The organism is Qipengyuania polymorpha (assembly GCF_019711435.1).
Taxonomy (GTDB): Bacteria; Pseudomonadota; Alphaproteobacteria; order Sphingomonadales; family Sphingomonadaceae; genus Qipengyuania; species Qipengyuania polymorpha.
In genome coordinates this window covers 36,880-59,343 of sequence record NZ_JAIGNK010000003.1, presented here as the reverse complement: position 1 = coordinate 59,343, position 22,464 = coordinate 36,880, and the positions used below count along the sequence as shown (strand labels likewise).

The 22,464-nt window shown below is 62.6% G+C and carries 29 protein-coding genes; 19 read left to right on the top strand and 10 right to left on the bottom strand.

Annotation, left to right across the window (positions count from 1 at the left end; all coding sequences use genetic code 11):
• Positions 1-96: 96 nt before the first annotated feature.
• The gene (locus tag K3152_RS09040) at positions 97-387 is read left to right on the top strand and encodes a hypothetical protein (RefSeq protein WP_221573806.1); all 291 of its coding nucleotides are present in this window, start codon (positions 97-99) and stop codon (positions 385-387) included.
• Between the two features lies 1 nt (position 388).
• On the opposite strand, the gene K3152_RS09035 is transcribed toward K3152_RS09040, so the two are convergent.
• Positions 389-1,534 carry a DUF3667 domain-containing protein gene (locus tag K3152_RS09035; protein ID WP_221573805.1) on the bottom strand — a complete coding sequence of 382 codons (1,146 nt, stop codon included), beginning with the start codon at positions 1,532-1,534 and terminating at the stop codon, positions 389-391.
• 110 nt (positions 1,535-1,644) lie between these two features.
• Here K3152_RS09035 and K3152_RS09030 point away from each other — a divergent pair, with 110 nt between their 5' ends.
• Positions 1,645-2,427, top strand: a complete 783-nt coding sequence (locus tag K3152_RS09030) for a sterol desaturase family protein (RefSeq protein ID WP_221573804.1) — start codon at positions 1,645-1,647, stop codon at positions 2,425-2,427.
• A 67-nt stretch (positions 2,428-2,494) separates the two neighbouring features.
• Here the strand turns inward: K3152_RS09030 and rpoZ are convergent, their stop codons facing one another.
• Positions 2,495-2,839, bottom strand: coding sequence for a DNA-directed RNA polymerase subunit omega (gene rpoZ / locus K3152_RS09025; protein WP_221573803.1), 345 nt, complete (start codon positions 2,837-2,839; stop codon positions 2,495-2,497).
• A gap of 116 nt (positions 2,840-2,955) precedes the next feature.
• Between rpoZ and K3152_RS09020 the strand changes: the two genes are divergently transcribed.
• Complete coding sequence (locus K3152_RS09020; protein WP_221573802.1) at positions 2,956-4,143, top strand: phospholipase D-like domain-containing protein; 1,188 nt, start codon at positions 2,956-2,958, stop codon at positions 4,141-4,143.
• A 4-nt stretch (positions 4,144-4,147) separates the two neighbouring features.
• Here the strand turns inward: K3152_RS09020 and K3152_RS09015 are convergent, their stop codons facing one another.
• Positions 4,148-5,674, bottom strand: coding sequence for a replicative DNA helicase (locus tag K3152_RS09015; RefSeq protein WP_221573801.1), 1,527 nt, complete (start codon positions 5,672-5,674; stop codon positions 4,148-4,150).
• 133 nt (positions 5,675-5,807) lie between these two features.
• Here K3152_RS09015 and K3152_RS09010 point away from each other — a divergent pair, with 133 nt between their 5' ends.
• From K3152_RS09010 to K3152_RS08995, 4 genes are all read left to right on the top strand, one after another.
• The gene (locus K3152_RS09010; RefSeq protein ID WP_221573800.1) at positions 5,808-6,311 is read left to right on the top strand and encodes a UPF0262 family protein; all 504 of its coding nucleotides are present in this window, start codon (positions 5,808-5,810) and stop codon (positions 6,309-6,311) included.
• A 4-nt stretch (positions 6,312-6,315) separates the two neighbouring features.
• On the top strand, positions 6,316-7,023 hold the full coding sequence (locus K3152_RS09005; RefSeq protein ID WP_221573799.1) for a glycoside hydrolase family 25 protein: 708 nt from the start codon (positions 6,316-6,318) through the stop codon (positions 7,021-7,023).
• An 11-nt stretch (positions 7,024-7,034) separates the two neighbouring features.
• Positions 7,035-7,439 carry a cytidine deaminase gene (locus K3152_RS09000; protein ID WP_221573798.1) on the top strand — a complete coding sequence of 135 codons (405 nt, stop codon included), beginning with the start codon at positions 7,035-7,037 and terminating at the stop codon, positions 7,437-7,439.
• Positions 7,440-7,503: 64 nt separating this feature from the next.
• The gene (locus tag K3152_RS08995; protein ID WP_221573797.1) at positions 7,504-7,689 is read left to right on the top strand and encodes a hypothetical protein; all 186 of its coding nucleotides are present in this window, start codon (positions 7,504-7,506) and stop codon (positions 7,687-7,689) included.
• A gap of 73 nt (positions 7,690-7,762) precedes the next feature.
• On the opposite strand, the gene K3152_RS08990 is transcribed toward K3152_RS08995, so the two are convergent.
• Together K3152_RS08990 and K3152_RS08985 are read right to left on the bottom strand one after the other, a co-directional pair.
• On the bottom strand, positions 7,763-8,299 hold the full coding sequence (locus K3152_RS08990) for an outer membrane protein (protein ID WP_221573796.1): 537 nt from the start codon (positions 8,297-8,299) through the stop codon (positions 7,763-7,765).
• A 163-nt stretch (positions 8,300-8,462) separates the two neighbouring features.
• The gene (locus K3152_RS08985) at positions 8,463-9,602 is read right to left on the bottom strand and encodes a M14 family metallopeptidase (RefSeq protein ID WP_221573795.1); all 1,140 of its coding nucleotides are present in this window, start codon (positions 9,600-9,602) and stop codon (positions 8,463-8,465) included.
• A 159-nt stretch (positions 9,603-9,761) separates the two neighbouring features.
• Here K3152_RS08985 and galE point away from each other — a divergent pair, with 159 nt between their 5' ends.
• The 3 genes from galE to K3152_RS08970 all read left to right on the top strand — a co-directional run bounded on the left by galE (position 9,762) and on the right by K3152_RS08970 (position 11,859).
• Positions 9,762-10,775 carry a UDP-glucose 4-epimerase GalE gene (gene galE / locus K3152_RS08980; RefSeq protein WP_221573794.1) on the top strand — a complete coding sequence of 338 codons (1,014 nt, stop codon included), beginning with the start codon at positions 9,762-9,764 and terminating at the stop codon, positions 10,773-10,775.
• A 90-nt stretch (positions 10,776-10,865) separates the two neighbouring features.
• Positions 10,866-10,991: a type B 50S ribosomal protein L36 gene (gene ykgO, locus K3152_RS08975; protein WP_006833921.1), complete on the top strand. Its 126-nt coding sequence runs from the start codon at positions 10,866-10,868 to the stop codon at positions 10,989-10,991.
• A 250-nt stretch (positions 10,992-11,241) separates the two neighbouring features.
• Complete coding sequence (locus K3152_RS08970) at positions 11,242-11,859, top strand: HAD family hydrolase (protein ID WP_247713330.1); 618 nt, start codon at positions 11,242-11,244, stop codon at positions 11,857-11,859.
• Positions 11,860-11,943: 84 nt separating this feature from the next.
• On the opposite strand, the gene K3152_RS08965 is transcribed toward K3152_RS08970, so the two are convergent.
• Positions 11,944-12,285, bottom strand: a complete 342-nt coding sequence (locus K3152_RS08965; protein ID WP_221573792.1) for a DUF8200 family protein — start codon at positions 12,283-12,285, stop codon at positions 11,944-11,946.
• Between the two features lie 188 nt (positions 12,286-12,473).
• On the opposite strand from K3152_RS08965, the gene K3152_RS08960 reads away from it, so the two are divergent.
• From K3152_RS08960 to K3152_RS08950, 3 genes are all read left to right on the top strand, one after another.
• Positions 12,474-13,019: a winged helix-turn-helix transcriptional regulator gene (locus K3152_RS08960; protein ID WP_221573791.1), complete on the top strand. Its 546-nt coding sequence runs from the start codon at positions 12,474-12,476 to the stop codon at positions 13,017-13,019.
• Between the two features lie 53 nt (positions 13,020-13,072).
• The gene (locus K3152_RS08955) at positions 13,073-13,330 is read left to right on the top strand and encodes a hypothetical protein (protein ID WP_345719786.1); all 258 of its coding nucleotides are present in this window, start codon (positions 13,073-13,075) and stop codon (positions 13,328-13,330) included.
• A gap of 174 nt (positions 13,331-13,504) precedes the next feature.
• A complete protein-coding gene (locus tag K3152_RS08950; protein WP_221573790.1) occupies positions 13,505-13,855 on the top strand; it encodes a hypothetical protein in 351 nt (116 codons plus the stop codon).
• Between the two features lie 354 nt (positions 13,856-14,209).
• Here the strand turns inward: K3152_RS08950 and K3152_RS08945 are convergent, their stop codons facing one another.
• Positions 14,210-15,718 (bottom strand): YifB family Mg chelatase-like AAA ATPase, encoded by a 1,509-nt coding sequence (locus tag K3152_RS08945; RefSeq protein ID WP_221573789.1) that lies wholly within the window; start codon positions 15,716-15,718, stop codon positions 14,210-14,212.
• A gap of 215 nt (positions 15,719-15,933) precedes the next feature.
• On the opposite strand from K3152_RS08945, the gene rpmH reads away from it, so the two are divergent.
• The 6 genes from rpmH to K3152_RS08915 all read left to right on the top strand — a co-directional run bounded on the left by rpmH (position 15,934) and on the right by K3152_RS08915 (position 20,308).
• Positions 15,934-16,068 (top strand): 50S ribosomal protein L34, encoded by a 135-nt coding sequence (gene rpmH / locus K3152_RS08940; RefSeq protein ID WP_006833929.1) that lies wholly within the window; start codon positions 15,934-15,936, stop codon positions 16,066-16,068.
• Between the two features lie 91 nt (positions 16,069-16,159).
• Positions 16,160-16,543, top strand: coding sequence for a ribonuclease P protein component (gene rnpA / locus K3152_RS08935; protein WP_221573788.1), 384 nt, complete (start codon positions 16,160-16,162; stop codon positions 16,541-16,543).
• A 91-nt stretch (positions 16,544-16,634) separates the two neighbouring features.
• Positions 16,635-16,844 carry a membrane protein insertion efficiency factor YidD gene (gene yidD, locus K3152_RS08930; protein WP_425594673.1) on the top strand — a complete coding sequence of 70 codons (210 nt, stop codon included), beginning with the start codon at positions 16,635-16,637 and terminating at the stop codon, positions 16,842-16,844.
• A gap of 69 nt (positions 16,845-16,913) precedes the next feature.
• Entirely contained in the window at positions 16,914-18,653 is a 1,740-nt protein-coding gene (gene yidC, locus K3152_RS08925) for a membrane protein insertase YidC (protein ID WP_221573786.1), read from the top strand.
• Positions 18,653-19,306 carry a ribosome biogenesis GTP-binding protein YihA/YsxC gene (yihA, locus tag K3152_RS08920; RefSeq protein ID WP_040965288.1) on the top strand — a complete coding sequence of 218 codons (654 nt, stop codon included), beginning with the start codon at positions 18,653-18,655 and terminating at the stop codon, positions 19,304-19,306. The genes yidC and yihA overlap by 1 nt, the downstream gene beginning before the upstream one ends.
• Positions 19,307-19,366: 60 nt before the next feature.
• A complete protein-coding gene (locus K3152_RS08915; protein WP_247713329.1) occupies positions 19,367-20,308 on the top strand; it encodes a TraB/GumN family protein in 942 nt (313 codons plus the stop codon).
• A gap of 140 nt (positions 20,309-20,448) precedes the next feature.
• On the opposite strand, the gene K3152_RS08910 is transcribed toward K3152_RS08915, so the two are convergent.
• The 3 genes from K3152_RS08910 to K3152_RS08900 form a co-directional block, all read right to left on the bottom strand.
• The gene (locus tag K3152_RS08910) at positions 20,449-21,150 is read right to left on the bottom strand and encodes a hypothetical protein (protein ID WP_221573785.1); all 702 of its coding nucleotides are present in this window, start codon (positions 21,148-21,150) and stop codon (positions 20,449-20,451) included.
• Positions 21,147-21,935 carry a helix-turn-helix transcriptional regulator gene (locus K3152_RS08905; RefSeq protein WP_221573784.1) on the bottom strand — a complete coding sequence of 263 codons (789 nt, stop codon included), beginning with the start codon at positions 21,933-21,935 and terminating at the stop codon, positions 21,147-21,149. The genes K3152_RS08910 and K3152_RS08905 overlap by 4 nt, the downstream gene beginning before the upstream one ends.
• A 72-nt stretch (positions 21,936-22,007) precedes the next feature.
• Entirely contained in the window at positions 22,008-22,427 is a 420-nt protein-coding gene (locus K3152_RS08900; RefSeq protein WP_221573783.1) for a VOC family protein, read from the bottom strand.
• Positions 22,428-22,464: the final 37 nt, after the last annotated feature.

Below are 22,464 nucleotides of genomic sequence, written 5' to 3'. Positions count from 1 at the left end.
CACGAAGGGCGCCGGTGGGAAACCTCCGGCGCCCTTCTTGCGTTTGTCATGGGAAACCGCCGCGCCTGCGGCTCACGAATGCACGAGGAATTGCCCATGAAACGCCTGCTTATCGCCACCGCCGCTGCCGCCACGCTCGCCGCCTGCTCGCAGGAAACGCAGGACGATGCCGCCCGCACTGCCGAGCTTGCCGGCGATGATATCGAGGCCAATGCGGCAGTCGTCGGCGAAGCAATCGAGGACGGCGCGAAGAAAGCCGCCGGCGCGGTGAGCGAAGGGGCTGCCAATCTCGAGCGCGAAATCGAGGAAGGCGACAAGGAAACGCCCGGCCCCGCTCCGATTACCGGTCAGGACCTCAACAGCGACCAGGAAAATCCTGCCGACTAGTTCAGAAAACGCCGATCAGCAGCAAGAGCTGCAGGAACAGCAGCAGCACGATGACGATGAAAACCATCAACACGCAAAGCCGCCAGAAGGCGGAAATGCGTGACAGGCCGTAGGTTTGGCGCAGTTGCTTGTACATGTGGATCGGCGGGAGGAAGGCGAGCATGCTGCCCCATACCGCTCCGGCCACTCCGACTAATGCCATCAGTGTAACGGATAGAATGAGCAACGTCATGAACGAGATCGAGTAGGTGATGAAGATTGCGTGATCGTAGGCCCTGAACCTTCGCTTCCAGGCAAAAAGCAGCCAGACGAAGGGTATCGAGAGCGGGATCAACAGCCAGCTGAATTTGTAGAAATTCGTTTGCAGCTTGTAGAGCATCAGCCCCGGGTTTTTTCGCCACTTTTCCAGCCCGCCATCGATCCATTCGATGCCGGACGCCTTCATCTTCATTGTCGCCCCGTCGCTATTGGTGAGCGGCACGATCGTGTTGCCATCCTCATCGGTTTCGAGTTGGCGCGGTTCGCTGTCATTCCGCAGGAAGGGCACGTGCTTTCGTGCCTCGCGAATTCCGGCGACCTGGTCCGATAGTTCCTTGCGCCGCCGTTCGAGATCCTCGCGCTCCTGCGCGCTCGTCCCGGGGGCTGCGAGTTCGCTCTCGACCTCGACCAGTTGCGCCTCGACCCGTTCGAGTTCGGTGGTCGCCAGTTGCGCCAGCTCCTCGGTGCTGTCGCCGCGAATATCGGTGGGAGCGCTGACCCCGGCGAACTGGAAAACAGCAAACATGAGGAAAATGCAGAACAGGAACAGTGCCATTGGCGACACGAACCGCGCGCGCTCGCCATCGATATAGCGCCGGGTGAGTTCGCCGGGCTTGAAAAACAATTTCGGCAGCGTGTGCCAGATACGGCCCTCGAAGTGCAGCGCGCCGTGGAGCAAATCGTGCATGAAGGCGCCGATGGTGCGGTGGAGGTGCACCTTCTGGCCGCAGGAGTGGCAATGGCTGCCGATCAATTCGGTCCCGCAGTTGAGGCAGGCTCCTTCGGCAAAGTGCCCCTTCACCAGCGGTTTGCCCTTTTCATCCGCGACAGCCTTGGACAGCAATGCGCCCTCTGCTGCTGTGCCGAATGCGTCACCGATATCGCTCACTTGGAAAACCCCCCGTGTCCTTCGTGTGAACCTATAAGCGCAAGACGACGCGAGGCAAACCGCGTGTAATCCGGCTTGCGATGCGCGCCGCGGGTTGCAAGTGTGGAACGATGAACAGTGTCTCACCCCAAGCCGAATGGCTGGCACTCGGTGCCATGGCGGCGGTGTTTGCGCTGTTCGCCGTCATCGAACTTGCGCGCCCGGCGACGACCGCTCCAAGGGGCGGACGCTGGGTCACGAACCTTGCGCTCTTTGCTATTGATACGCTGGCCGTGAGGTTGCTTGTCCCCTTGCTGATGGTGGGCGCTGCGGCGCTGGCGGCCGAAAAGGGGTGGGGGCTGCTCAACCAGTTTGCGCTTCCTGCATGGGCGGGCATCCTGCTCGCCATCCTCGCGCTCGACCTCGCGCTGTATTTCCAGCATTGGGCGACGCATCGCGTCCCGCTGCTCTGGCGGCTGCACAAGGTGCACCATTCGGACCCTGGCTTCGACGTGACCACGGCGGCGCGTTTCCACCCCTTCGAGATCGTGCTGAGCATGGGCTACAAGATGGCGGTAGTGGTTGCGCTCGGCCTGCCGGTGCTCGGCGTGTTCCTGTTCGAGCTGGTGTTCAACCTCGCCACGCTGTTCACGCACGCAAACTTCGCCCTGCCGCGCGCGCTGGAAAGGCCCGTTCGCGCGCTGCTGGTCACGCCGTCGATGCACCGCATCCACCACTCCGCCATCCGCCAGGATACGGACAGCAATTACGGGACACTGCTTTCGGGTTGGGACCGGCTTTTCGGGACCTACACGAGGGAAGCGGAAGGCAGGCTCACCATCGGCCTCGGCGAATATCAGGATACCCGCCCGCACAAGCTGGGCTGGAGCCTGCTGCTGCCGTTTCGCAAATAACTCGGCCACAAATGAAAAACCCGCCCGGTGAGGGGCGGGTCTTCAATGTCTCGCCAATGCGAAAGGCTCAGCCTTCGTAGTCGGCACCAATCGAGGTCGAGCGGGTCGGAGCCGATGCGGTGATGCGCAGGGCTTCTGCCGACTGGCTGAGCGAACCGATTTCGTCCATCTCGTCGTCGTCGTCCGGCAGAATTTTCTGCAAATTGGTGACGGCGGCTTCCTTGAGGTCCTTGGGCTTGACCGTCTGCTCGGCGATTTCGCGCAGGGCGACGACCGGGTTCTTGTCACGGTCACGATCCAGCGTGATTTCCGCACCGCCCGAAATTTCGCGTGCCCGCTGGGCAGCCAGCAGGACGAGATCGAAACGGTTGGGAATCTTGTCTACGCAATCTTCGACGGTAACGCGCGCCATGGGCACTCCGGTGTAATAAGTTCGAGAATCTCGGAAAGAGCGGCGCAAATAGGGTTGCAGGGCGAAATAGTCAAGGATTTGCGCCCCCGGCAACTGCCGCCTAAGGGGAAAGCTGCATGGGAGAGCCAGCCACAGACGCGCCCGCAGCGCCTTATCGCGATCCGCCGCCTTTTGCGATCGAGGCGCAGGGGCAGTCGCTCACCTTCTATCCCGCGGGCAAGGACCGGCGCGAAGCGCTGATGAAGCTGGTGCGCGAGGCGGAAAAGACCCTCGACATCTGCTTCTACATCTTCGCCGAGGACGAAGTCTCGACCGAGCTGCGCGATGCCTTGTGCGATGCGGCGTCGCGCGGGGTCGCGGTCACGCTGATTATCGACCGCTTCGGCGCGTCGGCGAGCGATGAATTCCTCGCCCCGCTGGTGGACGCGGGCGGCAAGTACCTTTGTTTCAGCCCGCGCTGGTCGATGCGCTACCTCATTCGCAACCACCAGAAGATGGTGATCGCCGACAATCAGCAGGCCATGTTCGGTGGCTTCAATATCGAGGACGATTATTTCGCCCCGCCCGAGCGCAACGGCTGGAACGATATCGGCATCCATATCGAGGGTGACGCCGTCCAGGGACTGACAGACTGGTTCGCCCGGCTGCGCGACTGGACCGACGATGACCACGCGCATTTCACTGCCATCAAGAAAACGGTGAGAGACTGGTCGTGGAGCTCGCATGAAGGCCATGCGTGCTGGCTGGTGGGCGGGCCCACGAGCGGGCTTTCGACCTGGGCACGCTGCGTTACGCAGGACCTGAAGGAAGGCGAGAAGCTCGATATCTTCATGGCCTATTTCTCGCCGCCCTACACGCTGCTCAAACGCATCGCGCGGGTGGCGAAGAAGGGCCAGACGCGGCTGCTGATGGCGGCCAAGAGCGACAATGGTGCCACCATCGGGGCCACGCGCTCGCTCTACAACTACCTGCTCAAGCGCGGCGCGAAGATCTGGGAATTCACACCCTGCAAGCTGCACACCAAGCTGCTGGTACTGGACGATGCGGTTTACATGGGCAGCGCCAATTTCGACATGCGCAGCCTCTACCTCAATCTCGAGATCATGCTGCGGATCGAGGACAAGGCGCTGGCCGAGACGATGCGCGATTTCGTGACCCACCATATCGAGGCGTCGGAACACATCACGCTCGAAAAACACAAGCAGCGCGCGACGCTGTGGAACCGCATCCGCTGGTCGCTCGGCTGGGTGCTGGTCTCGGTGATCGATTACACCGTGGCGCGGCGCACGAACCTGGGGTTTTAGACCCCTATTCGTAATCCTCGTCATAGCCGCCGCGCATTTCGGGCGAGCTGAACTTGGTGAACTCGCTCTGGAACAGGAGCGGGACGTTACCGGTCGAACCGTGACGCTGCTTGGCGACGATCAGCGTGGCGCGGTTGACCAGCTCGAGGTGGCGCGCTTCCCAGTCGGCATATTTCTGGCGCACGTCCTCGCTGCTGGTCTCGTCCGGCGTGTCGGGCTTGAGCGCATTGTGGTAATACTCGCCGCGGAAAATGAACCAGACCATGTCGGCGTCCTGCTCGATCGAGCCCGATTCGCGCAGGTCCGAAAGCTGCGGGCGCTTGTCCTCGCGCTGCTCCACCGCACGGCTGAGCTGCGAGAGGGCGATGACCGGGACATGCAGCTCCTTCGCCAGCGTCTTCAACCCGCGGCTGATTTCCGAGATTTCGTTCACGCGGTTGTCGTTGGCACGTCCCGAGCCCTGCAGCAGCTGGAGGTAATCGACGATGACCAGCCCGATATCGTGGCGACGCTTCAAACGGCGCGCACGCGTGCGCAGCGCGCCGATGGTGAGGCCGGGCGTGTCATCGATATAGAGCGGCAGCTCGTTCAGTTCCTGGCTGGCGAAGGAAAGGCGCTGGAATTCTTCCTTGCTGAGGCGGCCCGAACGCAGCTTTTCCGAGGAAATCTCGGCGGTCTCGGCAAGGATACGCGTGGCGAGCTGGTCGGCGCTCATTTCGAGGCTGAAGAAGGCGGTGGCCGCACCCGGGCTTTCGCTTCCCTCCACGCCCAGCTTCTTGTCGTCCATCAGGCGCCGCGCGGCGTTGAAGGCGATGTTGGTGGCGAGCGAGGTCTTGCCCATACCGGGGCGCCCGGCGAGGATGATAAGGTCGGAATTGTGCAGGCCCGAAGTCTTGTCGTTGACCGTCTCGAGGCCCGTCGTCTTGCCGGAAAACTTGCCGCCCGAATTGATGGCGGCTTCGACCATCTTCAGCGCGCCGAGCGCAGCGGTGCGGAAATCCTGCGCTTCGTTGCCCGTCGTCGCACCCTCGGCGACCTTGTAAAGGTCGGCCTCGGCCTGGCTGATGCGGTCCATCGGCGCGACTTCGTCGGACGTATCTAGCGCGCCCTCCACGAGGTTGCGGCCGACATGGACCAGCTCGCGCAGCAGGGCGAGGTCGTAAATCTGCTCGGCCAGCTTGCCGGTGGCGAGCAGGCCCTGCCCGTCGGCAGTGAGCTGCGCGAGATAGGTCACGCCGCCGAGCTGCTTCAATGCCTCGTCGCTCTCGAAATAGGGTTTGAGCGTCACCGGCGTGGCGACCGAATTGCGGTCGATCAGCTTCAGCACGCGCTCGTAAATGCGCTCGTGTACCGGCTCGTAGAAATGGTGCGGCTGCAGCGGCGTGTTGAGTTCGCCCACCACCTGGTTGTCGATCAGCACCGCGCCAAGAAACGCGGCCTCGGCCTCGACATTGCTGGGCAGGCTGGTGCCCTGCGGTTCTTTCGCTGGAGTCGAATCGTTGGCGGGGAAGAGGAGATCGGTGTCGGCCATGAGGGCACCATGCAGGAAATCGGCTGGCGATTGAACCGCGTGACATTTGCGCAATGAGGACAGCCCTGTGGATGGATTGGCCTAAGTTGGAACTTGCCCCGCTTGACCGCAGTTGCGAAAGCAGCATCGGACGATGAGCGATTCAACCAACCCTGCCGGCGACCAGCGCATTGCGAAGATCGACCTCGATGAGGAGACGATCATCTGGCGCAATGCCGATATCGAGCAGGAACGGCGCATCGCCATCTTCGACCTGATCGAGGAAAATACGTTTCTGCCGGTCCGCGCAGCCGAGCGCGGGGCGAGCGGCCCCTATCACCTGCGGCTGGCCGTGCGCGATGGCCGCCTGCTGATGACAATCAACGATTCGAGCGACGAACTGGTCGAGGAATTGCTGCTGGGCCTTGCGCGCTTCCGCCGGCCGATCCGCGAATATTTCGCCATTTGCGACAGCTATTACCAGGCCATCCGCAAGGCGACGCCGGGCGAAATCGAGACCATCGACATGGCCCGCAGGGGCGTCCACAACCGCGCCGCCGAACTGCTGCTCGAGCGGCTGGAGGGCAAGGTCGAGACCGATTTCGCCACCGCGCGCCGCCTCTTCACGCTGATTTGCGTGCTCCACATCAAGGGCTGAGGGGGTGGCGCGGCGCAAGAAAAAGGGCCGGACGGGCCTCGTCCTGAAATTGCTCCTGCTGCTGGCCGTCGTCGGCGCGGGCGGCTGGCTCTACCTCCAGCACGAACAGCGCGGCTGGCGGCCCGACGAGGCGACCTATCCCGACCAGGGCGCGCTGGTGGGCGAGCGCGATGGCGCGGTCGACTTCGAGGTGCTCAAGGGGCTGGGCGCGAACTTCGTCTATCTCGAAGCGAGCCGCGGCGCGCGCGGGAAGGATGCGAATTTCTCGCGCAACCTCGCCGCCGCGCGCGAAGCGGGCCTGCAGGTCGGCGCGGTCCACCTGTTCGACCCGTGCGAGACCGCCGACGGGCAATCGGCCAATTACGTCACCATCGTCCCGCGCGACGCCGACCTCCTGCCTGCCGCCATCCGCCTTACCCGCACCACCGACGAATGTTTCGAGCGCGTCTCCGATGCTGCGGTGCAGAGCGAATTGCTGACGCTGGTCAACCAGGTCGAGGCGCATACCGAAAGCCCGGTCGTCCTCGCACCCAACGAGACATTCGAAGACCGCTACCGCCCGGCGCGGCGCCTCGAGCGCGCGCTCTGGCTCGATGGTGACCAGACCGAGCCAGATTACGGCGGCCGTCCCTGGACCGTCTGGACCGCCAATTCCGCCTACGCCAGCGAAGCCGCGCAAGAGCCCTTGCGCTGGCTGGTCGTGCGCCCCTAGGACAATTTCCCATGACCGACGAAGACCTCATCGCCGCCGCGAGGCAGGCTGCCGAGAACTCCTATTCGCCCTATTCGAACTTCGCCGTGGGCAGCGCGCTGCGCTTTGCCGATGGCAGCGTGGTGACGGGCACGAATATCGAGAATGCGAGCTATGGCCTTGCGCTCTGCGCCGAGACGGTGGCGGTTTCGAAAGCCATGGCCGACGGCGTGCGCGGCGGGCTCGAGGCAGTCGCGGTCACGGGTCCGGGCGATGCGCCCATCACGCCGTGCGGCCGCTGCCGCCAGGTGCTCAACGAACTGGCGCAGCTCGGCGGCACCGACCCGCTCATCCTGTGCGTCGGCCCGGATGAGACCCGGCGCGTCAAATTGAGCGAATTGCTGCCCGACGCCTTCGGCCCCGCAAGCCTCGACTAACCCTTCCTTCACCATTTCCGGTTAGGCAATTTTCGTGGCGCATAGTGCGTCCGGAGATTGCGATATGAGGTTCGTCCTGCTTGAATCGCGCGGAGGAAACTACATGGTCGTTGCCGATAACGTGGCCTACCTGCGCGTGGGTGAAAACGGGCAGACACTGGTCGGCATGGTCGGTAGCCAGCCACTGCTGGTGACGGGTACGCCCGAAAGCGTCGCGCAGAAGCTGATGGCGGGCACCGCCGAGGCCTGAGGGTCCCAAAAGTACGCAAAAGGGGCGCCGAAGCATGCTGCGGCGCCCCTTTGTTTTTTGGCTGACGCCTCGCTTAGAAAGCGACGCCGACAGCAGCGACGACTTGGTGGCGGTTGCCGTTGAGGTCCGAAGCAATCACGTCGCTGATGTTGTAGTTCGAATAGCGATATTCGAGGCGACCGAACATTCCGCCGAAGTTCTGTTCGTAGCCAAGACCCGCGCGGAAGCCTTCGAGGTTGTCGACATAGTCGACATCGACGTTGGTGTAGCCGCCCTTGACGTAGAGGATGCTGTCTTCGTCGATGATGTAGCCGAGACGCACGCCGCCATAGAGATCGAGGCCTGCATCGCCGAGATCTTCGCTGATGGTCGTGCCGGTGGCTTCGAGTTCGAGGCCGATGAGGGCCTTGCCCGAAACAGCATCGTAGCCGGCAGTCAGGCCGTAGAGGAGGCCGCTCTCGCTCTCGCTGTCGGTTTCGTCTTCGAGATTGATGACATCGAGGCCACCAACCGCAGCGACCTTGAAGCCGCCAGCTTCACCGTCCTGTGCAAGCGCGGCGCTGGGAACGAGTGCAGCGGCTGCTGCAGCCAAAACAACAAATTTCTTCATGAATAGACCCCTTGAGTTTCAAAAGTGCGCTTTAGCGATAATCGCTGGCGCAACAATTCATAGCGTCAATGCAAACTGCTATCGCTAATTCGGGCCGAATGTTGCGCTTGGGCGACACCGGCAAATAGCATTTGGCCAAGTATGGTGCGCGAAGGAGTAATACTTACGCCTCCTGCGCCTCCATCCACTCGACCAGCGATGCGAGACAGTCGCGCGCGAGCATCTTGCAGCGCTCGGGCGACCAGCCCTGTTCGGGCTCGGGATCGGCCTTGTTGTCCTTGTAGGGCATCTCCAGCGTCATCGCAGTCGCACCGAAACGCTCGGCAACCTGGTTGGTGCTCATCGAGAGATTGGCCTTGCCCGGCGCCGCCTTGGTGTAGCCCTGCTCGGTCTGGAAGTCGGGCGTGCGGCGGTCGAGGATGCGCTCGTAGCTGTAATAGCGCTCGCCCTGCTCGTCACTCCACGAGGGAATGCCTTCGAAGCCTGCCAGGAAGCTCACCGGAATGGCCTCGTCGCCGTGGACGTCCATGGCGAAATCGACGCCGGTCTTGTCCATGTGGTTGCGGATGGCGAGAACTTCGGGGCTGCGCTCGGCGCTGGGGTTTTCCCACTCGCGGTTGAGATTGGCGCCAGCAGCGTTGACGCGCAGGTTCCCGCGCTTCGAGCCGTCGGGGTTGCAATTGGGCACGATGTGCAGGCGGCAGTTCTTCCGCAGCTTGCGGCCCACGCTGTCGGCGGGGTCGGTAAGCACTTCGAGCGCGCCTTCCATCCACCATTCGGCCTGCGTTTCGCCGGGGTGCTGGCGGGCATAGAGCCACACGTTGAAGCTGCCTTCGCCCATTTCGAGGCAATCGATCGGCTGGCCGTCGAGCGTGTTGCCGAGCGAAACGTGGTCGACGCCTTCGGACGCCGCGGCCTCGGATACGAGGTCGTGGTGACGCTCCATCGAATAGGGCGCGAAATAGGCGAACCAGGCGATGTCGCTGGCGGGCGTGTAACGGATGGTGAGCGTGCCGCCTTCCTCGTCCTTGTGATAGCTCGACGCAGCGCGGCCCCAGTAATCGCGGTCTTCCGAAACGCAGGCGTCGTAATCGGGCCAGCCGTCGGGATAGGCGCTGTCGGAAAGCTGGGTAATTTTCAGCACCAGTTCGCGGCCCTTCGCGCCGGCGACGCGGAAGTGAAACCACTGCTTGAATTCGCTGCTGGTATCGAGCGGGATGGCAAGACGCGCGGTTGCGCCGTCGACCGACAGGACTTCGATGTTGCCGCTGTCGAAGGCGGAGTCAATGCGGATATCGCTCACGTAAAACCTCTTCTCTTTCCTCTAGCCCAAGGCGTGCCGGCCCGAATGGGCGCTGGCAGTGCGATAGGCAAGGGCTGAATTTCCTGCGGCCAGAACGGCCTCATGCGCGAGGCCTCTAGGCGATTGCCCTTACCAAATCGTATGCTAGGTGCGCGTCCCATGAGCGAAACGACGAAAGTGCCGGTGCTGGTCACCGGGGGCGCAGGATATATCGGCAGCCACGCAGTGCTGGCGCTGAAGGACGCAGGCTGGCCGGTGGCGGTCATCGACAATCTGTCGACCGGCTTCGAATTCGCGATTCCCGAAGGCGTTCCGCTCTACAAGGGCGATATTGCCGATGCGGAACTGCTCGCGCGCATCTTTGCCGAGCAGGGGACGAAGGCCATCATGCATTTCGCAGGCTCCATCATCGTGCCCGAATCGGTCGAGCAGCCGCTCGCCTATTACGAGAACAACACGGTGAAGAGCCGCGCGCTGATCGAGGCAGCGGTGGAGGGCGGTGTCGATCACTTCATCTTCTCCAGCACCGCGGCGACCTATGGCATTCCCGAAAGCTCGCCGATTTCGGAAGATTCGCCCAAGAGCCCCATCAATCCCTACGGCTGGTCGAAGCTGATGACCGAGCAGATGCTCGCCGATGCGAGCGCTGCGCATGGCTTCAACTTCTGCGCGCTGCGATATTTCAACGTGGCGGGCGCCGACCCGCAGGCGAGAAGCGGCCAGTCGACCGCAGGCGCAACGCACCTCATCAAGGTCGCCTGCGAAGCCGCCACCGGCAAGCGCGACGGCGTGTCGGTGTTCGGGACCGATTACGAGACGCCCGACGGTACCGGTGTGCGCGACTATATCCATGTGAGCGACCTAGCGAATGCGCATGTTCTGGCTCTGGGCGCGCTCATCGAGCAGCCCGAGCGCTCGCTCACCATGAATTGCGGCTATGGCAAGGGCTTCTCGGTTCTAGAAGTTCTCGATGCTGTAGACCGCGTGACCAACACGAAAATCGAGCGCCGCATGGAGCCGCGCCGTGCGGGCGACCCGGCCGAACTCATCTCCGACCCCAGCCGCATCCGCGCCACCGTCCCGTGGCAGCCGAAACACGATGATCTGGGCGAAATCATCACACATGCGCTGCAATGGGAGCGCAAACTGTCCGAAATTCGGGGAAATGCTTGACCAGAATCACCCGCGCCGTTAACGGGCGCGCTTGAATTCGGCGCGTCGGAGCCTATCTCCGGCGCGTAATTATTTGATTAGAGAGAAACGATGAAGATCCGCAACAGCCTCAAGTCGCTCAAGAGCCGTCACCGCGATTGCCGCGTGATCCGTCGTCGCGGCCGCACTTACGTCATCAACAAGACCAACCGTCGCTTCAAGGCCCGCCAGGGCTAAGCTTCGGCTGCGCGGGGGCAAGCTCCGCGACAAGTCTAACGACCGGCCCGGCTCCCGATGGGAGTGCGGGCCGTTCGCATTTCCGTCGGATGCGGTCGGGACCTCCGTCCCGACCTTGCGGCACCAGCCCACTCCCCCACCCGGCCACCCAATGAGGATTATCCCGTGGGTGGCCGGGTGGGGGAGTGGGCCGGCACCGCCGCAAGCTGGCGACGGATGTCGTCAGCGTACGCAACAAAAGGAATTCCACTTGGGTAAACGCCAGCCGGTCGATGCCGTAGTGTTCGACGTGGGTAGGGTCCTTTATCACTGGGACCTGCGCCTCTTGTTCGAGAAGATGACCGACGATCCTGCGCGGCTGGAAAAGGTCTTGGGCGAAGTCGTGACCGAGGAATGGCACTTCCTTCACGATGCGGGGCGCGAATTGTCCGACCTCGTGCTTGAGCGGATTGCGCTCTTCCCCGAATACACCGCTGAAATTCGCGCCTATGCCTCGCGCTTCAACGAGACCATCCCGGGGCCGGTCGACGGCACGCATGCGCTGGTCGAGCGACTCGATACCCGCGGTGTCCCGCTCTTCGCCATCACCAATTTCGCCGCCGCATTCTGGGCCGGGTTCCGCCCGCAGCATGCGATATTCGACCGTTTCAAGGATATCGTCGTCTCGGGCGTCGAACGCATCGCCAAGCCCGACCCGGCGATTTTCGCGCTCTCGGCGGACCGCTTCGGCCATGCGCCGGAGGCCATGCTCTTCATCGACGACAATCCCGACAACATCGCCTCGGCCGAGAAATGCGGCTGGCAGGTGCATCACTTTACCGATGCCGAAAGCCTCGAAAGCGACCTCGCGGGCCGCGGCCTCATCTGACCTGACAAAAAAGCCCCGACGCGGCGCGCCGGGGCCATGAGGACCACCCGATGGAGAGGGGGTGGGGGACTGTGTTCGGGCTAATCAGCCGTTGCACTTCGCCAGCTTGTCGGCGTCGAGTTCCTTGCCCTTGGCAGTGAAGCTGACGACGTCTGCGGTGTCGCGCTGAAGTTCGCGGCAGACGCGCAGCGGGCGCGAGGTGCCCTTGGGTGCGACGCAGGTCGTGCCGCTGCAGGTCCATGCGATGCCGCCGGCAACCACGGTGCGCTCGGCAGCGGGCTGCGACAGTTCGGCCTTGTAATAGGGGCCGTTGCCCTTGGCTTCGGCAGTGGTCGGGGCGACCAGCGCGCCGAGCGTGGCAGCCGAATAGAGGATGGCTGCGCCAAAAACGCCGAGCTTGGTCGAGGGAGTGTTGGAGAGGATCATGGTCTTACCCTTTTGGCAGATGCAATTTTGACAACACCATTTGCGAAAACTGCAACATAAGTTTCGTTTTGCAACTGGTTGCGAATCGCTACCTAACCAAGTAAGTTGCATTCCACAACCCTTTTTCCGAAAAAGTTGGCGTTTGCGGAAAACCCGCTAGATAGGTTTCCCGAAGAGGACTGAATTTTATGGGCGATATCCGCGAACCCTTGCGCGAACTGACCGAATGCGGCCTGCCGCAGGCGCTGGAGGTCATGGGCGAACGCTGGAGCTTCATGATCCTGCGCGCCAGCTTCAACGGCCTGCACCACTTTGAGGAATTCCTCAGCGAGCTCGGCATTGCGCGCAACATCCTGTCGAACCGGCTCGCCAAGCTGGTCGAGCACGGCATCCTGCGCCGCGATCCGTGTCCCGACGACCGCCGGAAAATCGAATACCGCCTGACCGAGAAGGGCTTCGACCTGCTCCCCGCCATGGTCGCGCTGCGCCAGTGGGGCCAGAAATACGGGGCCGAGGTTATCGAGAACCCGGTGCTGGTCGACGAGCGCGACCGCCTGCCCATCGGCCCGACCTCCATCCTCAGCCATGACGGCCGCATCCTCGGCCCTGCGGATTTGCACCTGGTCGAGCGCGCCAATCTCGGCATTCGCGCCGATGGCACCAAGGCGACGGCTGGCGAGGCGCTGGAGAACGGCTCAGTGGTCGATCTCGCTTCCAAGCGCAGCGCCGCCTGAGCGACGCTCCCAAACGCACGCCCGACGGCCGCTACATCATCGTACGCGGCCGCTTGTGGCGCACCAGCAATCCGCACCTTTCCGAAACACTGCGCGAATCACTCGTGCGCGATTTGATGGAAGCGCGCCGTGATGTCGCGGCGGCGAAGCGCGAAAACGACGCTGAGCTCGAGAAAGATGCCCGCGCGCGCGTCCACGAAGCCAAGGTCGCGCTGGGCGAGCGGGGCCCCGTGTGGTGGGATGACGGCGCGCCCGATTACAACCGCCACCTCCTCAAGAACACGCCCTATGCCGCGCAAACAAAGGCTTGAGCGCGCCTCATGCCAGTCCGCGCAGGGCTAATCACCCTGGTTAACGACCTCTTGCAAAAGTGACGTCAAACCGCGCCGAGGCGGCGTGACGTCATCGTTAAAACCATCGAAACACCTTTATGAGATACCTTGCGGTGAATCGGGGCCAGTGCCCCTTTGAGCCGGATAGAAAACGTGATCGAAATCGAAGTCCAGAACGAGACGCACCAGACGCAGTTTCGCATCAAGGCGATGAGCGTGCCGCGCATTGGCGAAGGCATCCGCCTGAAGGAACCCGACAGCACCTGGGCGAGCTACGACGTGCTCGACGTGTGGTACCAGCAAGCCGATTACGGCGAAGTCTGGGTGCCCTATCTCCACGTGAAGACCACCCCCGCCGACGGCATGGCTGCGCCCGCGCCCGCGCCCAATGTGGGCGAAGTGCCCGATCAGGCCATGCCCATCGCCGACTTCCTCGCCAAGTTCGAGGGCGACCACGAACATGAGACGGTCAAGCTCAACCTCGACATGAGCGAGGAGCAGTAGGTTCTAGGCCAACAGCCGATTGCGGCCAACAGCTTGCGCGACTAGATTTTTTCGAATGGCGTATAAAAAAGACTTAAGGCCTACATTGGGTTGTCTCGGCCTCATGCTGGTTTTGCTGCTCGCTTTCACGGGCTCGCTTCCCATTCTTGAACGAGCACTTTGTTCTGATGACTTTATATGCCTCAAGTGGGATTGCGAGGATGGCAACCAATCAGCATGCCGGATGCTAGAAAGCATGTGCGCCAACTTTCCGGATGATGAAGCATGTCAGGAGGCTGCCTAAAATTTTCGTCCCAATTCGCAGCTAGCTGAAGCAGTGGCCGTTCTTGCCCTCAATAGGTGTTCTTGCCACTTTTAAGCCCTTGGCGGCTGCCTCCGATAGCTGAGCGCCTCTGCCACATGGATGCGGCCTACCTTCTCCGCTCCCGCAAGATCCGCAATCGTCCGCGCCACTCGCAGCATCCGCGTATAGCTGCGCGCCGATAGGCGCATGGCGGTGGCCGCCTGCATCAGCAGTTCGCCGCCCTTCTCGTCGGGGCCGGCGAATTCCTCCAGCGCGTCGCCTTGCAGTTCGGCGTTGGTGCGCGCTCCGCTGGCTTCGGCGCGGGCCGTTTGCACTTCGCGCGCGGCGGCGACCCTTGCGGCGACTTCTTCCGTGCCCTCGGCAGGCGGTGGCAGGGCGAGGTCGGCGGCGCTGACCGGATCGACCTCGACATGGAGGTCGATGCGGTCGAGGAGCGGGCCGGAGACCTTGCTCTGGTAGTCGGCGGCGCATTTGGGAGCGCGCGAACACGCCAGCGCGGGGTCGCCCAGATGCCCGCAGCGGCACGGATTCATCGCCGCGACCAGCTGGACATTGGCGGGGAAGGTCACATGCGCGTTGGCGCGCGCGACATCGACCGTGTTGGTCTCGAGCGGCTGGCGCAACGAATCGAGCACGGCGCGCTGGAATTCGGGCAGTTCGTCGAGGAACAGCACGCCGAGATGCGCAAGGCTCACCTCGCCCGGCTTCACCTTCAGCCCGCCGCCGGTCAGCGCGGCCATGCTCGCCGAATGATGCGGCGCGCGGAACGGGCGGGCGCGGCTGATGCGGCCTTCCTCGAGGAGCCCGGCGACCGATTGCACCATGCTCACCTCCAGCGCCTCGGGCGGGGAGAGCGGGGGCAGGATTCCGGGGAGACAGCTCGCCAGCAGCGACTTGCCCGCACCGGGAGGGCCAATCATCAGGAGGTTGTGTCCGCCCGCCGCCGCGATTTCGAGCGCGCGCTTGGCGGTTTCCTGTCCCTTCACCTGTTTGAGGTCGGGCGCCTTGCCGCCCTCCTCGACCAGACCCTGCTCGGGCGGCGGCAACTGCGAGGTGCCCTTCAGATGGTTGAGCAGGCTCGCCAGGTCGGGCGCAGCCACCACCGGCACATCGCTCGCCCATTTCGCTTCCGAGCCTTGCGCAGCGGGGCAGATGAGGCCTTTTTCCGCCTCGCTCGCATGGATGGCGGCGAGCAGCACGCCGGGCGAGGGTTGGATGCGGGCATCCAAGGCCAGTTCGCCCACGACAATCCAGTCGCCCAGCTGTTCGGCATCGGTGATGCCCATCGCCCCCAGCACGGCGAGCGCGATGGGAAGGTCGTAATGCGAGCCTTCCTTGGGCAGGTCGGCGGGCGAGAGGTTGATGGTGATGCGCTTGGGCGGCAGCGCGAGACCCATGGAGGACAGCGCAGCGCGCACCCGCTCCTTGCTTTCGCCCACCGCCTTGTCGGCCAGCCCGACGATGTTGAAGTTCGGAAGGCCCGGTGCGAGGCTGCATTGCACCTCGACGCTGCGTGCTTCCAGCCCGAGATAGGCCACCGTCCGGACCAGTGCGACCAAAGCTTCTTCCCCCCTTGTTGGCAGGCGGCATGACAAGAAGCATAGCGATTGTCGAGACTTGGCTCCTCCACTTCGGGGGAAGTCGCCTTCTGGCTTGACCTTTGCGGGTCTTTTCCTTAAGCGCGCCCCTCCAAGAGCGGACGCCTGCGAATGGCGGCCCTTTTTCGTCGCGGCGATTCGCCCGGCAGCAACATATTTTAACTGAAGGTGTTCCCATGAAGCGGACTTTCCAGCCCTCGAACCTCGTGCGCGCCCGTCGCCACGGTTTCTTCGCCCGCAAGGCTACTCCGGGTGGCCGCAAGGTTCTCCGTGCACGTCGCGCTCGCGGCCGCAAGAACCTTTGTGCGTGATTGACTGACCGGCCGCGCCCTGCGCGTGGCCTTACAGTCTGAGCGAACCTGCGGGCTCCCTTCGGGGGGCCCGTTCGCGTATGTAGCCTCCATGCACCCGAGCCTGTCCGTCATCACCAAGCGCAGCGATTTCCTCGCTGCCAATCGCGGTATGCGGAACGCCAAGCCGGGTTTCGTGCTGCTGACCCGCCCGAACGAGGGCAAGGGCAAGCGCTACGGCATCACCGTCACGAAGAAAATCGGCAACGCCGTGGTGCGCAACCGCATGAAGCGGCGGTTCCGCGAATTACTCTGGGCAGCCTTGCCGTCATCCGGCCTTGCCGACCACGACCACATTCTCATCGGACGCGAGGGCGGGGTCGAGCGCGATTTTGCCGCGCTGGCCGAGGAGCTGGATGCCGCGCTTGCCCGCGCCGCCAAGGGTGAAGGCGACCGCGCGCGCCGTCCGCGGCACAAGCGGTCGCGTCGCGCATGACCGCCGCTCATATCGAGCGAAGCGCGCAGCGCGTAGTCGAGATGTCTCGTGCCAGTGTGTCTCGACTTCGCTCGACACGAACGGAATGATTATGAAATACCCGCTCATCTGGATCGCGAGGGCATGGCAGCTCGGCCCGAGCCGCATCCTGCCGCCGACATGTCGGTTTACGCCAAGCTGCAGCCAGTACGCCATCGAGGCCCTGCAGAAGCATGGCGCAATCAAGGGTGGATGGCTGGCCTTCAAGCGGCTATTGCGCTGCCAACCCTGGGGGGGCTGCGGCCGCGACCCGGTGCCTTAGCGCATCCAGTGTCTTGACGTCATAATACACTCTTCCCACCTAGCGAATACATTACCTACGGGATCGACCTTGGAAAACTCACGCAATTTTGTCCTCGTCCTCACCCTGTCGCTGGCAATCCTCATCGGCTTCCAGTGGGTGAGCGACTATCTCTACCCGCAGCCCGAGGAAGCTCCGGCTGCGACGGGGAATGTCGATACTCCGGCAGAGCAGGCTGCCGCCGCGAACGCGGGGACGGTGTCAGGTGCGGCCGCGCGCGTCGATCTCGACAGCGCGCTTGCCTCGGAAGGGCGCGTGCGCATCGATTCGCCCAAGGTGGCCGGCTCGATCAACCTCGCCGATGCCATGATCGACGACATCGTCCTCAAGGATTACGCCGCCAGCCCTGACAAGGACAGCGGCCCGGTCCGCATCTTCGCGCCGCGCGGGACCGAGGTCGAACAATACGCCCAGCTGAGCGTGCTGGTAAACGGCGCCAAGCTGCCGGACGTGACCCAGTGGGAAGCCGATGGCGATGTGCTCACGCCGGAAAATCCGGTTACGCTTAGTTATGACGCCGGAAATGGCGTGCTGCTCGAGCAGACCTATTCGATCGATGAAAATTACATGATCACGGTCGCGCAGGCGATTTCGAACACGAGCGACGTTCCCGTCGTGGCCCAGCCTTACGGCATCGTGGGACGCACCAGCACGACTGCGAGCGACGACTTCTTCATCGCCCATTCGGGCCCGATCGGTTCGTTCGACGAGGCGGTGGAATACGGCTACGATTACGACAATGTCGAGGAAGACCGGAAGGTCAGCCCCTCGGGCGCGGTAGACTGGATCGGCTTTACCGACATCTACTGGCTGGCCGCTCTTGTGCCCGCCAGCGGCAGCGCGCCGGACGCGACTTTCCATTCGCTCGGAGGCGACCGTTACAGCGCCGAGATGCGTTATGACCCCGTCACCATTCCGGCAGGCCGCAAGATTACCACGACGACCCAGCTTTTCGCCGGAGCCAAGGAAAGCGAAATCCTCGACGCCTATCAGGACGCGGGCATCCCTCAGTTCGGCCTCGCCATCGACTGGGGCTGGTTCCGCTGGTTCGAGAAACCCTTCCTGTGGCTGCTCACCAATATCTTCGAACTGGTCGGCAATTTCGGTGTCGCCATCATCATCCTGACCATCATCGTGCGCGGGCTGATGTTCCCTGTTGCGCAGAAGCAGTTCGCTTCGATGGCGGCGATGAAGGCGATCCAGCCGGAAATGAAAAAGCTGCAGGAAAAGTACAAGGACGACCGGCTCAAGCAGCAGCAGGAAATGCAGGCGCTGTTCAAGCGCGAGAAGGTCAATCCGCTCGCGGGCTGCCTGCCGCTGATTCTGCAGATCCCGATCTTCTTCGCGCTTTACAAGGTGCTCTACCTCGCCATCGAGATGCGTCACCAGGACTTCCTCTACATCAAGGATCTCTCCGCGCCCGATCCGGCGACCGTGCTGAACCTCTTCGGCCTGCTGCCCTTCGACCCGCCGGGCTTCCTTGCCATCGGCATCCTCGCCGTGCTGCTGGGCTTCACCATGTGGCTGACCTTCAAGCTCAACCCCAGCGCGATGGACCCGGTGCAGCAGCAGATCTTCAACATCATGCCCTGGGTGCTGATGTTCATCATGGCGCCGTTCGCGGCAGGCCTGTTGCTCTACTGGGTAACCTCCAACGTGCTCACGCTGGCGCAGCAGAAATATCTCTATTCGAAGCACCCGGCACTGAAAGCCGCGGCGGAGAAGGAGAAGGCCGAAAAGGCTGCGGCAGCAGCCAAGGCCGGTAACTGATGACCGAGGAAGAAGCCGCCGAACTGGCCCAGCTGGAGCGGCGCGCAAACAAGCTGTTTTCCGGCCGGGTGGAGTTCCTCCTCTCGGCCCCGCAGCTTAAATTCCTGCCCGAGCCGACCGTGCCCGAGATTGCCTTTGCGGGCCGTTCGAACGTGGGCAAGAGCTCGCTGCTGAACGCGCTCACGGGCCGCAAGAAGATCGCGCGCGCTTCGGTGACGCCAGGACGCACGCAGGAACTCAATTTCTTCGAAGTGGGCGAGCCGACCCAGTTCCGCCTCGTCGACATGCCGGGCTATGGCTTTGCCAAGGCGCCGGTGAAGGTCGTCGAGAAATGGAAGAACCTCGTGAAGACCTATCTGCGCGGACGTCAGGTGCTGGTCCGCAACCTCGTGCTCGTCGACAGCCGCCACGGGCTTAAAGACGTCGACCGCGAGATGATGAAGATGCTCGACGAAGCTGCCGTGGGCTACCGTGTGGTGATGACCAAGGCCGACAAGATCAAGGCGAGCGAGCTGGAAAAGACCGTCGCCGCAGTCGAGGCCGAAGCGAAGAAACACGTCGCCGCCTATCCGAAGATCCACGTGACTTCGAGCGAGAAGGGCATGGGCATCGGCGAACTGCGGGCAGCCTTGCTGATGGACGCGGGCATCTAGGTTCCGCATACCAGCGGTTCATTCACAAGCCGTCTATCTTGGCGCGCTAGAGCGGCGTGCATGCAATTCAAGACATTCACTGCTGCTGCACTTGCCGCTGCCACCTTGTGGCCTCATCCGGCAGTGTCGCAGGTGCCGTCGTCCGAGAATGAGATCGTCGTCACCGCCAAGCGGTCGGGCGCGCCCATGTGGACCATCGACACGGACAACGGCACGGTCCTGCTTGTGGGCGAGATTGCCGGGGTGCCGAAAATCACGCCATGGCAGCCCGATATGCTCGAAGAGGCCGCCGCCGAAGCCGACAGGGTCATCCTGCGCGCACGACCGAAGTTTTCGGCCGGAGACATCTTCCGCATGATTTTCGCAGGCGGGAAGATAACCAAGCTGCCCGACGGTACGACTGCGGCGCAATACCTGTCGGCCGAACAGCGCGACAGGCTGGCCCGGCTCGAAGCGCAATACGACATCGATTACGACCGGCGCAGCTTCCTGATGACGTCTTTCGACCTCTTGGCGAGGCGCCTCGATTTCGATGACGACACTACGAAGGACCCGACCGACATCGTGAAGAAGGCCGCGAAGCGCGCCGACATTCCGGTCCTGAGGCCCGAACGTTTTCGCGGCGAGGACCTGCTCGACGATTTGGCAGAGGCCGATCCTGCAAGTCACATACCCTGTCTCGAAGCCGCGATGGCGGCGACCGAAGCGGGCCAGACGATTATCGAGGCACGCGGAGAGGCCTGGCGGAACTTCAAGATAAGAGCGGTGATGGAAAACCCTCTCGAAATCGCGCTCGGCACGTGTTGGCCGTGGGCGGATGACGATATCGGGACTGAAATCCGTGACCAGTGGACCGGCATGCTCGCCGATGCGGCGCAGGAAAAGGGCGTGACGCTCGCTGTCGTACCTCTGCGCGTCCTTGCCGAAAATGGCGGCGTGCTAGACCAGCTCGAGGAGCGCGGTTTCGCTGTCTACGGACCCGACTGGCGCGGGACTAATTAAATCTTTCGAAGCGGCTCGATGCGCGAACGACGTGGTATCGTCAGGTTTACGTGACTTCGAGCGAGAAGGGCTTGGGGTTGGCGGAACTGGTGGCGGCGCTTCTGCAGGACGCTGGCGCTCAGCCCCCACCCAAGAGTAATTTACTCTGCGAAAGTCCGGTTGGCTTCGTAGGCTTCCAGCTCGATCGGCATTTCGTCATGTCCGAAGCCCTGCAGCTGCTGCATGTAGCGCGACACGAAACCGCCGAAATCCCCGCTCTCTTCGATCTGCCTTACATGGACGAACTCATGGGCGAGGTTCGGCCTGTCGAGGTCGAAACCCTTCCGTACCCATATCGCATAGCCGAAGGCCTGGGCGTTGTTGATGATGCCGGGGCCGACGAACCCTATGCTTTCCCCGATCGTCCGCATGAACTTGTCTTCCATGGGAAAGGGGACCGCGTCCACCCACACCAGCCTCACCCGCTCGGGATGCTTGATGCCGACATCCTTGGCTAATTGGAGCTGTGTTGCATCCAGTCGCGTACCTCGCTCCAGACCCTCGCGGTCGACGCCCTTGGCCCACTCGACATACTTCTCGAGAAATTCATGGGCGGGACCTGCAGCAGCGTTTTCATGATGGCGCTGATTGCAATCGGCAGCTTCCGAAGCCGAACCTGCGGATGTTGGAAGCGCGAGCAAGGCACACGCAGCAATGGCATGAAGGGGCGCGCCAAGCATCGCCCGGCAATTCGTCAAGCGCGCAGCCTGCGGGGCGAAAGCCTTAAAAATAGTCATATATAATTCCCTGTATTTTTCGCAGCAGGGAATAGGGCTGTGAAAGCGAGGTGTCTTGAACCTCATTGCTCCCGGTATAGCGAAGGCGAGATACCCACGGTTGCCTGGAACTGGCGGGTGAAATGGCTCTGGTCGGCAAATCCAAGGTCTGTCGCCACATCGGCGAGGGGATGTCCTTCGAGGATGAGGCGCTTCGCTTCACGAATCCGGCGCTGCGTCCGATACGCGATTGGACTCAATCCGTGCGTCTTCCTGAAACTTCGCGCCAGGTGGAACTTGGAGATCCCCGCCGCGTCGGCCAGCTCCTCGAGCCCGAAGTTTTCGCAGAAGTGCCTCTCTATAAATTCGCGAGCGCGATTGATTCTGTCCGGCATTTCCGGAGTTTGTTCCATGCTCCCAGCAGCATCGAACGCGATATCGATGATCTTCGCGACAGCGAGTTCCTGCTCAAGCCTGTCGCCTTTTCCTGCTTCCATCCATCGATGGAGTTCGATTAGTCGCGCCGCGCCAGATGGATTTTCGACCTTGGGCCTGGCGAAACGAAGGCCGGAACGGTCGGTAAAGGAACTCACGAGCGTCTCGGGAAGGTAGAAGACCCGATAACGCAGGACCTCGTCGCCAAAAGCGCTGTTCGCGTGGGCCTGATCTGGATTGATCGTGATGATATCGCCAAGGCTCACGTGGTAGGTCTTGCCGTGCGTTTCCAGTGTCTCCGCACCGGATTCGACTGCGCCAATGACGAATTGTTCGTGAATGTGGACGGGGAAGGTGCGTTCTCGATACGCCACGCTGACAAGTTCCAAATCGACATGCTCGGGGCGAAAAAATCGTGCAGGGTGGGTGTCTTGCATCACTGAAGCGAAATGATGGTTAGGTCGAATGTCCAGGACGTGGACGCGGCGGTTGAATTGTTGAATCGTGGCTTATGTCGCAAACAGCATCGCGTCGTCGGCGAAGGCCTTCATCTCCAGCGCATTGCCGCTGGGGTCGCGGAAGAACATCGTGGCCTGCTCGCCCGGCTTGCCCTTGAAGCGCACGGTGGGTTCGATGACGAACTCCACCCCCGCCGCCTGCAGCCGGTCCGCCATGGCTTGCCAGTCATCCATCGTCAGCACGAGGCCGAAATGGGGGACGGGCACCTCCTCGCTATCGACCTTGGTTCGCGCACGGTCGGCAACAAGGCCGGGGGCCTGATGCGCGACTATCTGGTGGCCGTAAAAATCGAAATCTATCCAGTCGTCGCTGCTGCGGCCCTCCGCGCAGCCAAGCACCTCGCCATAGAAGGTGCGGGCGGCATCCAAGTCGTGGACGGGGAAGGCGAGATGGAAGGGGCGCAGGCTCATGGCGTTCGTCTAGCTGCAAAGACGCTCGCCGGAAAGC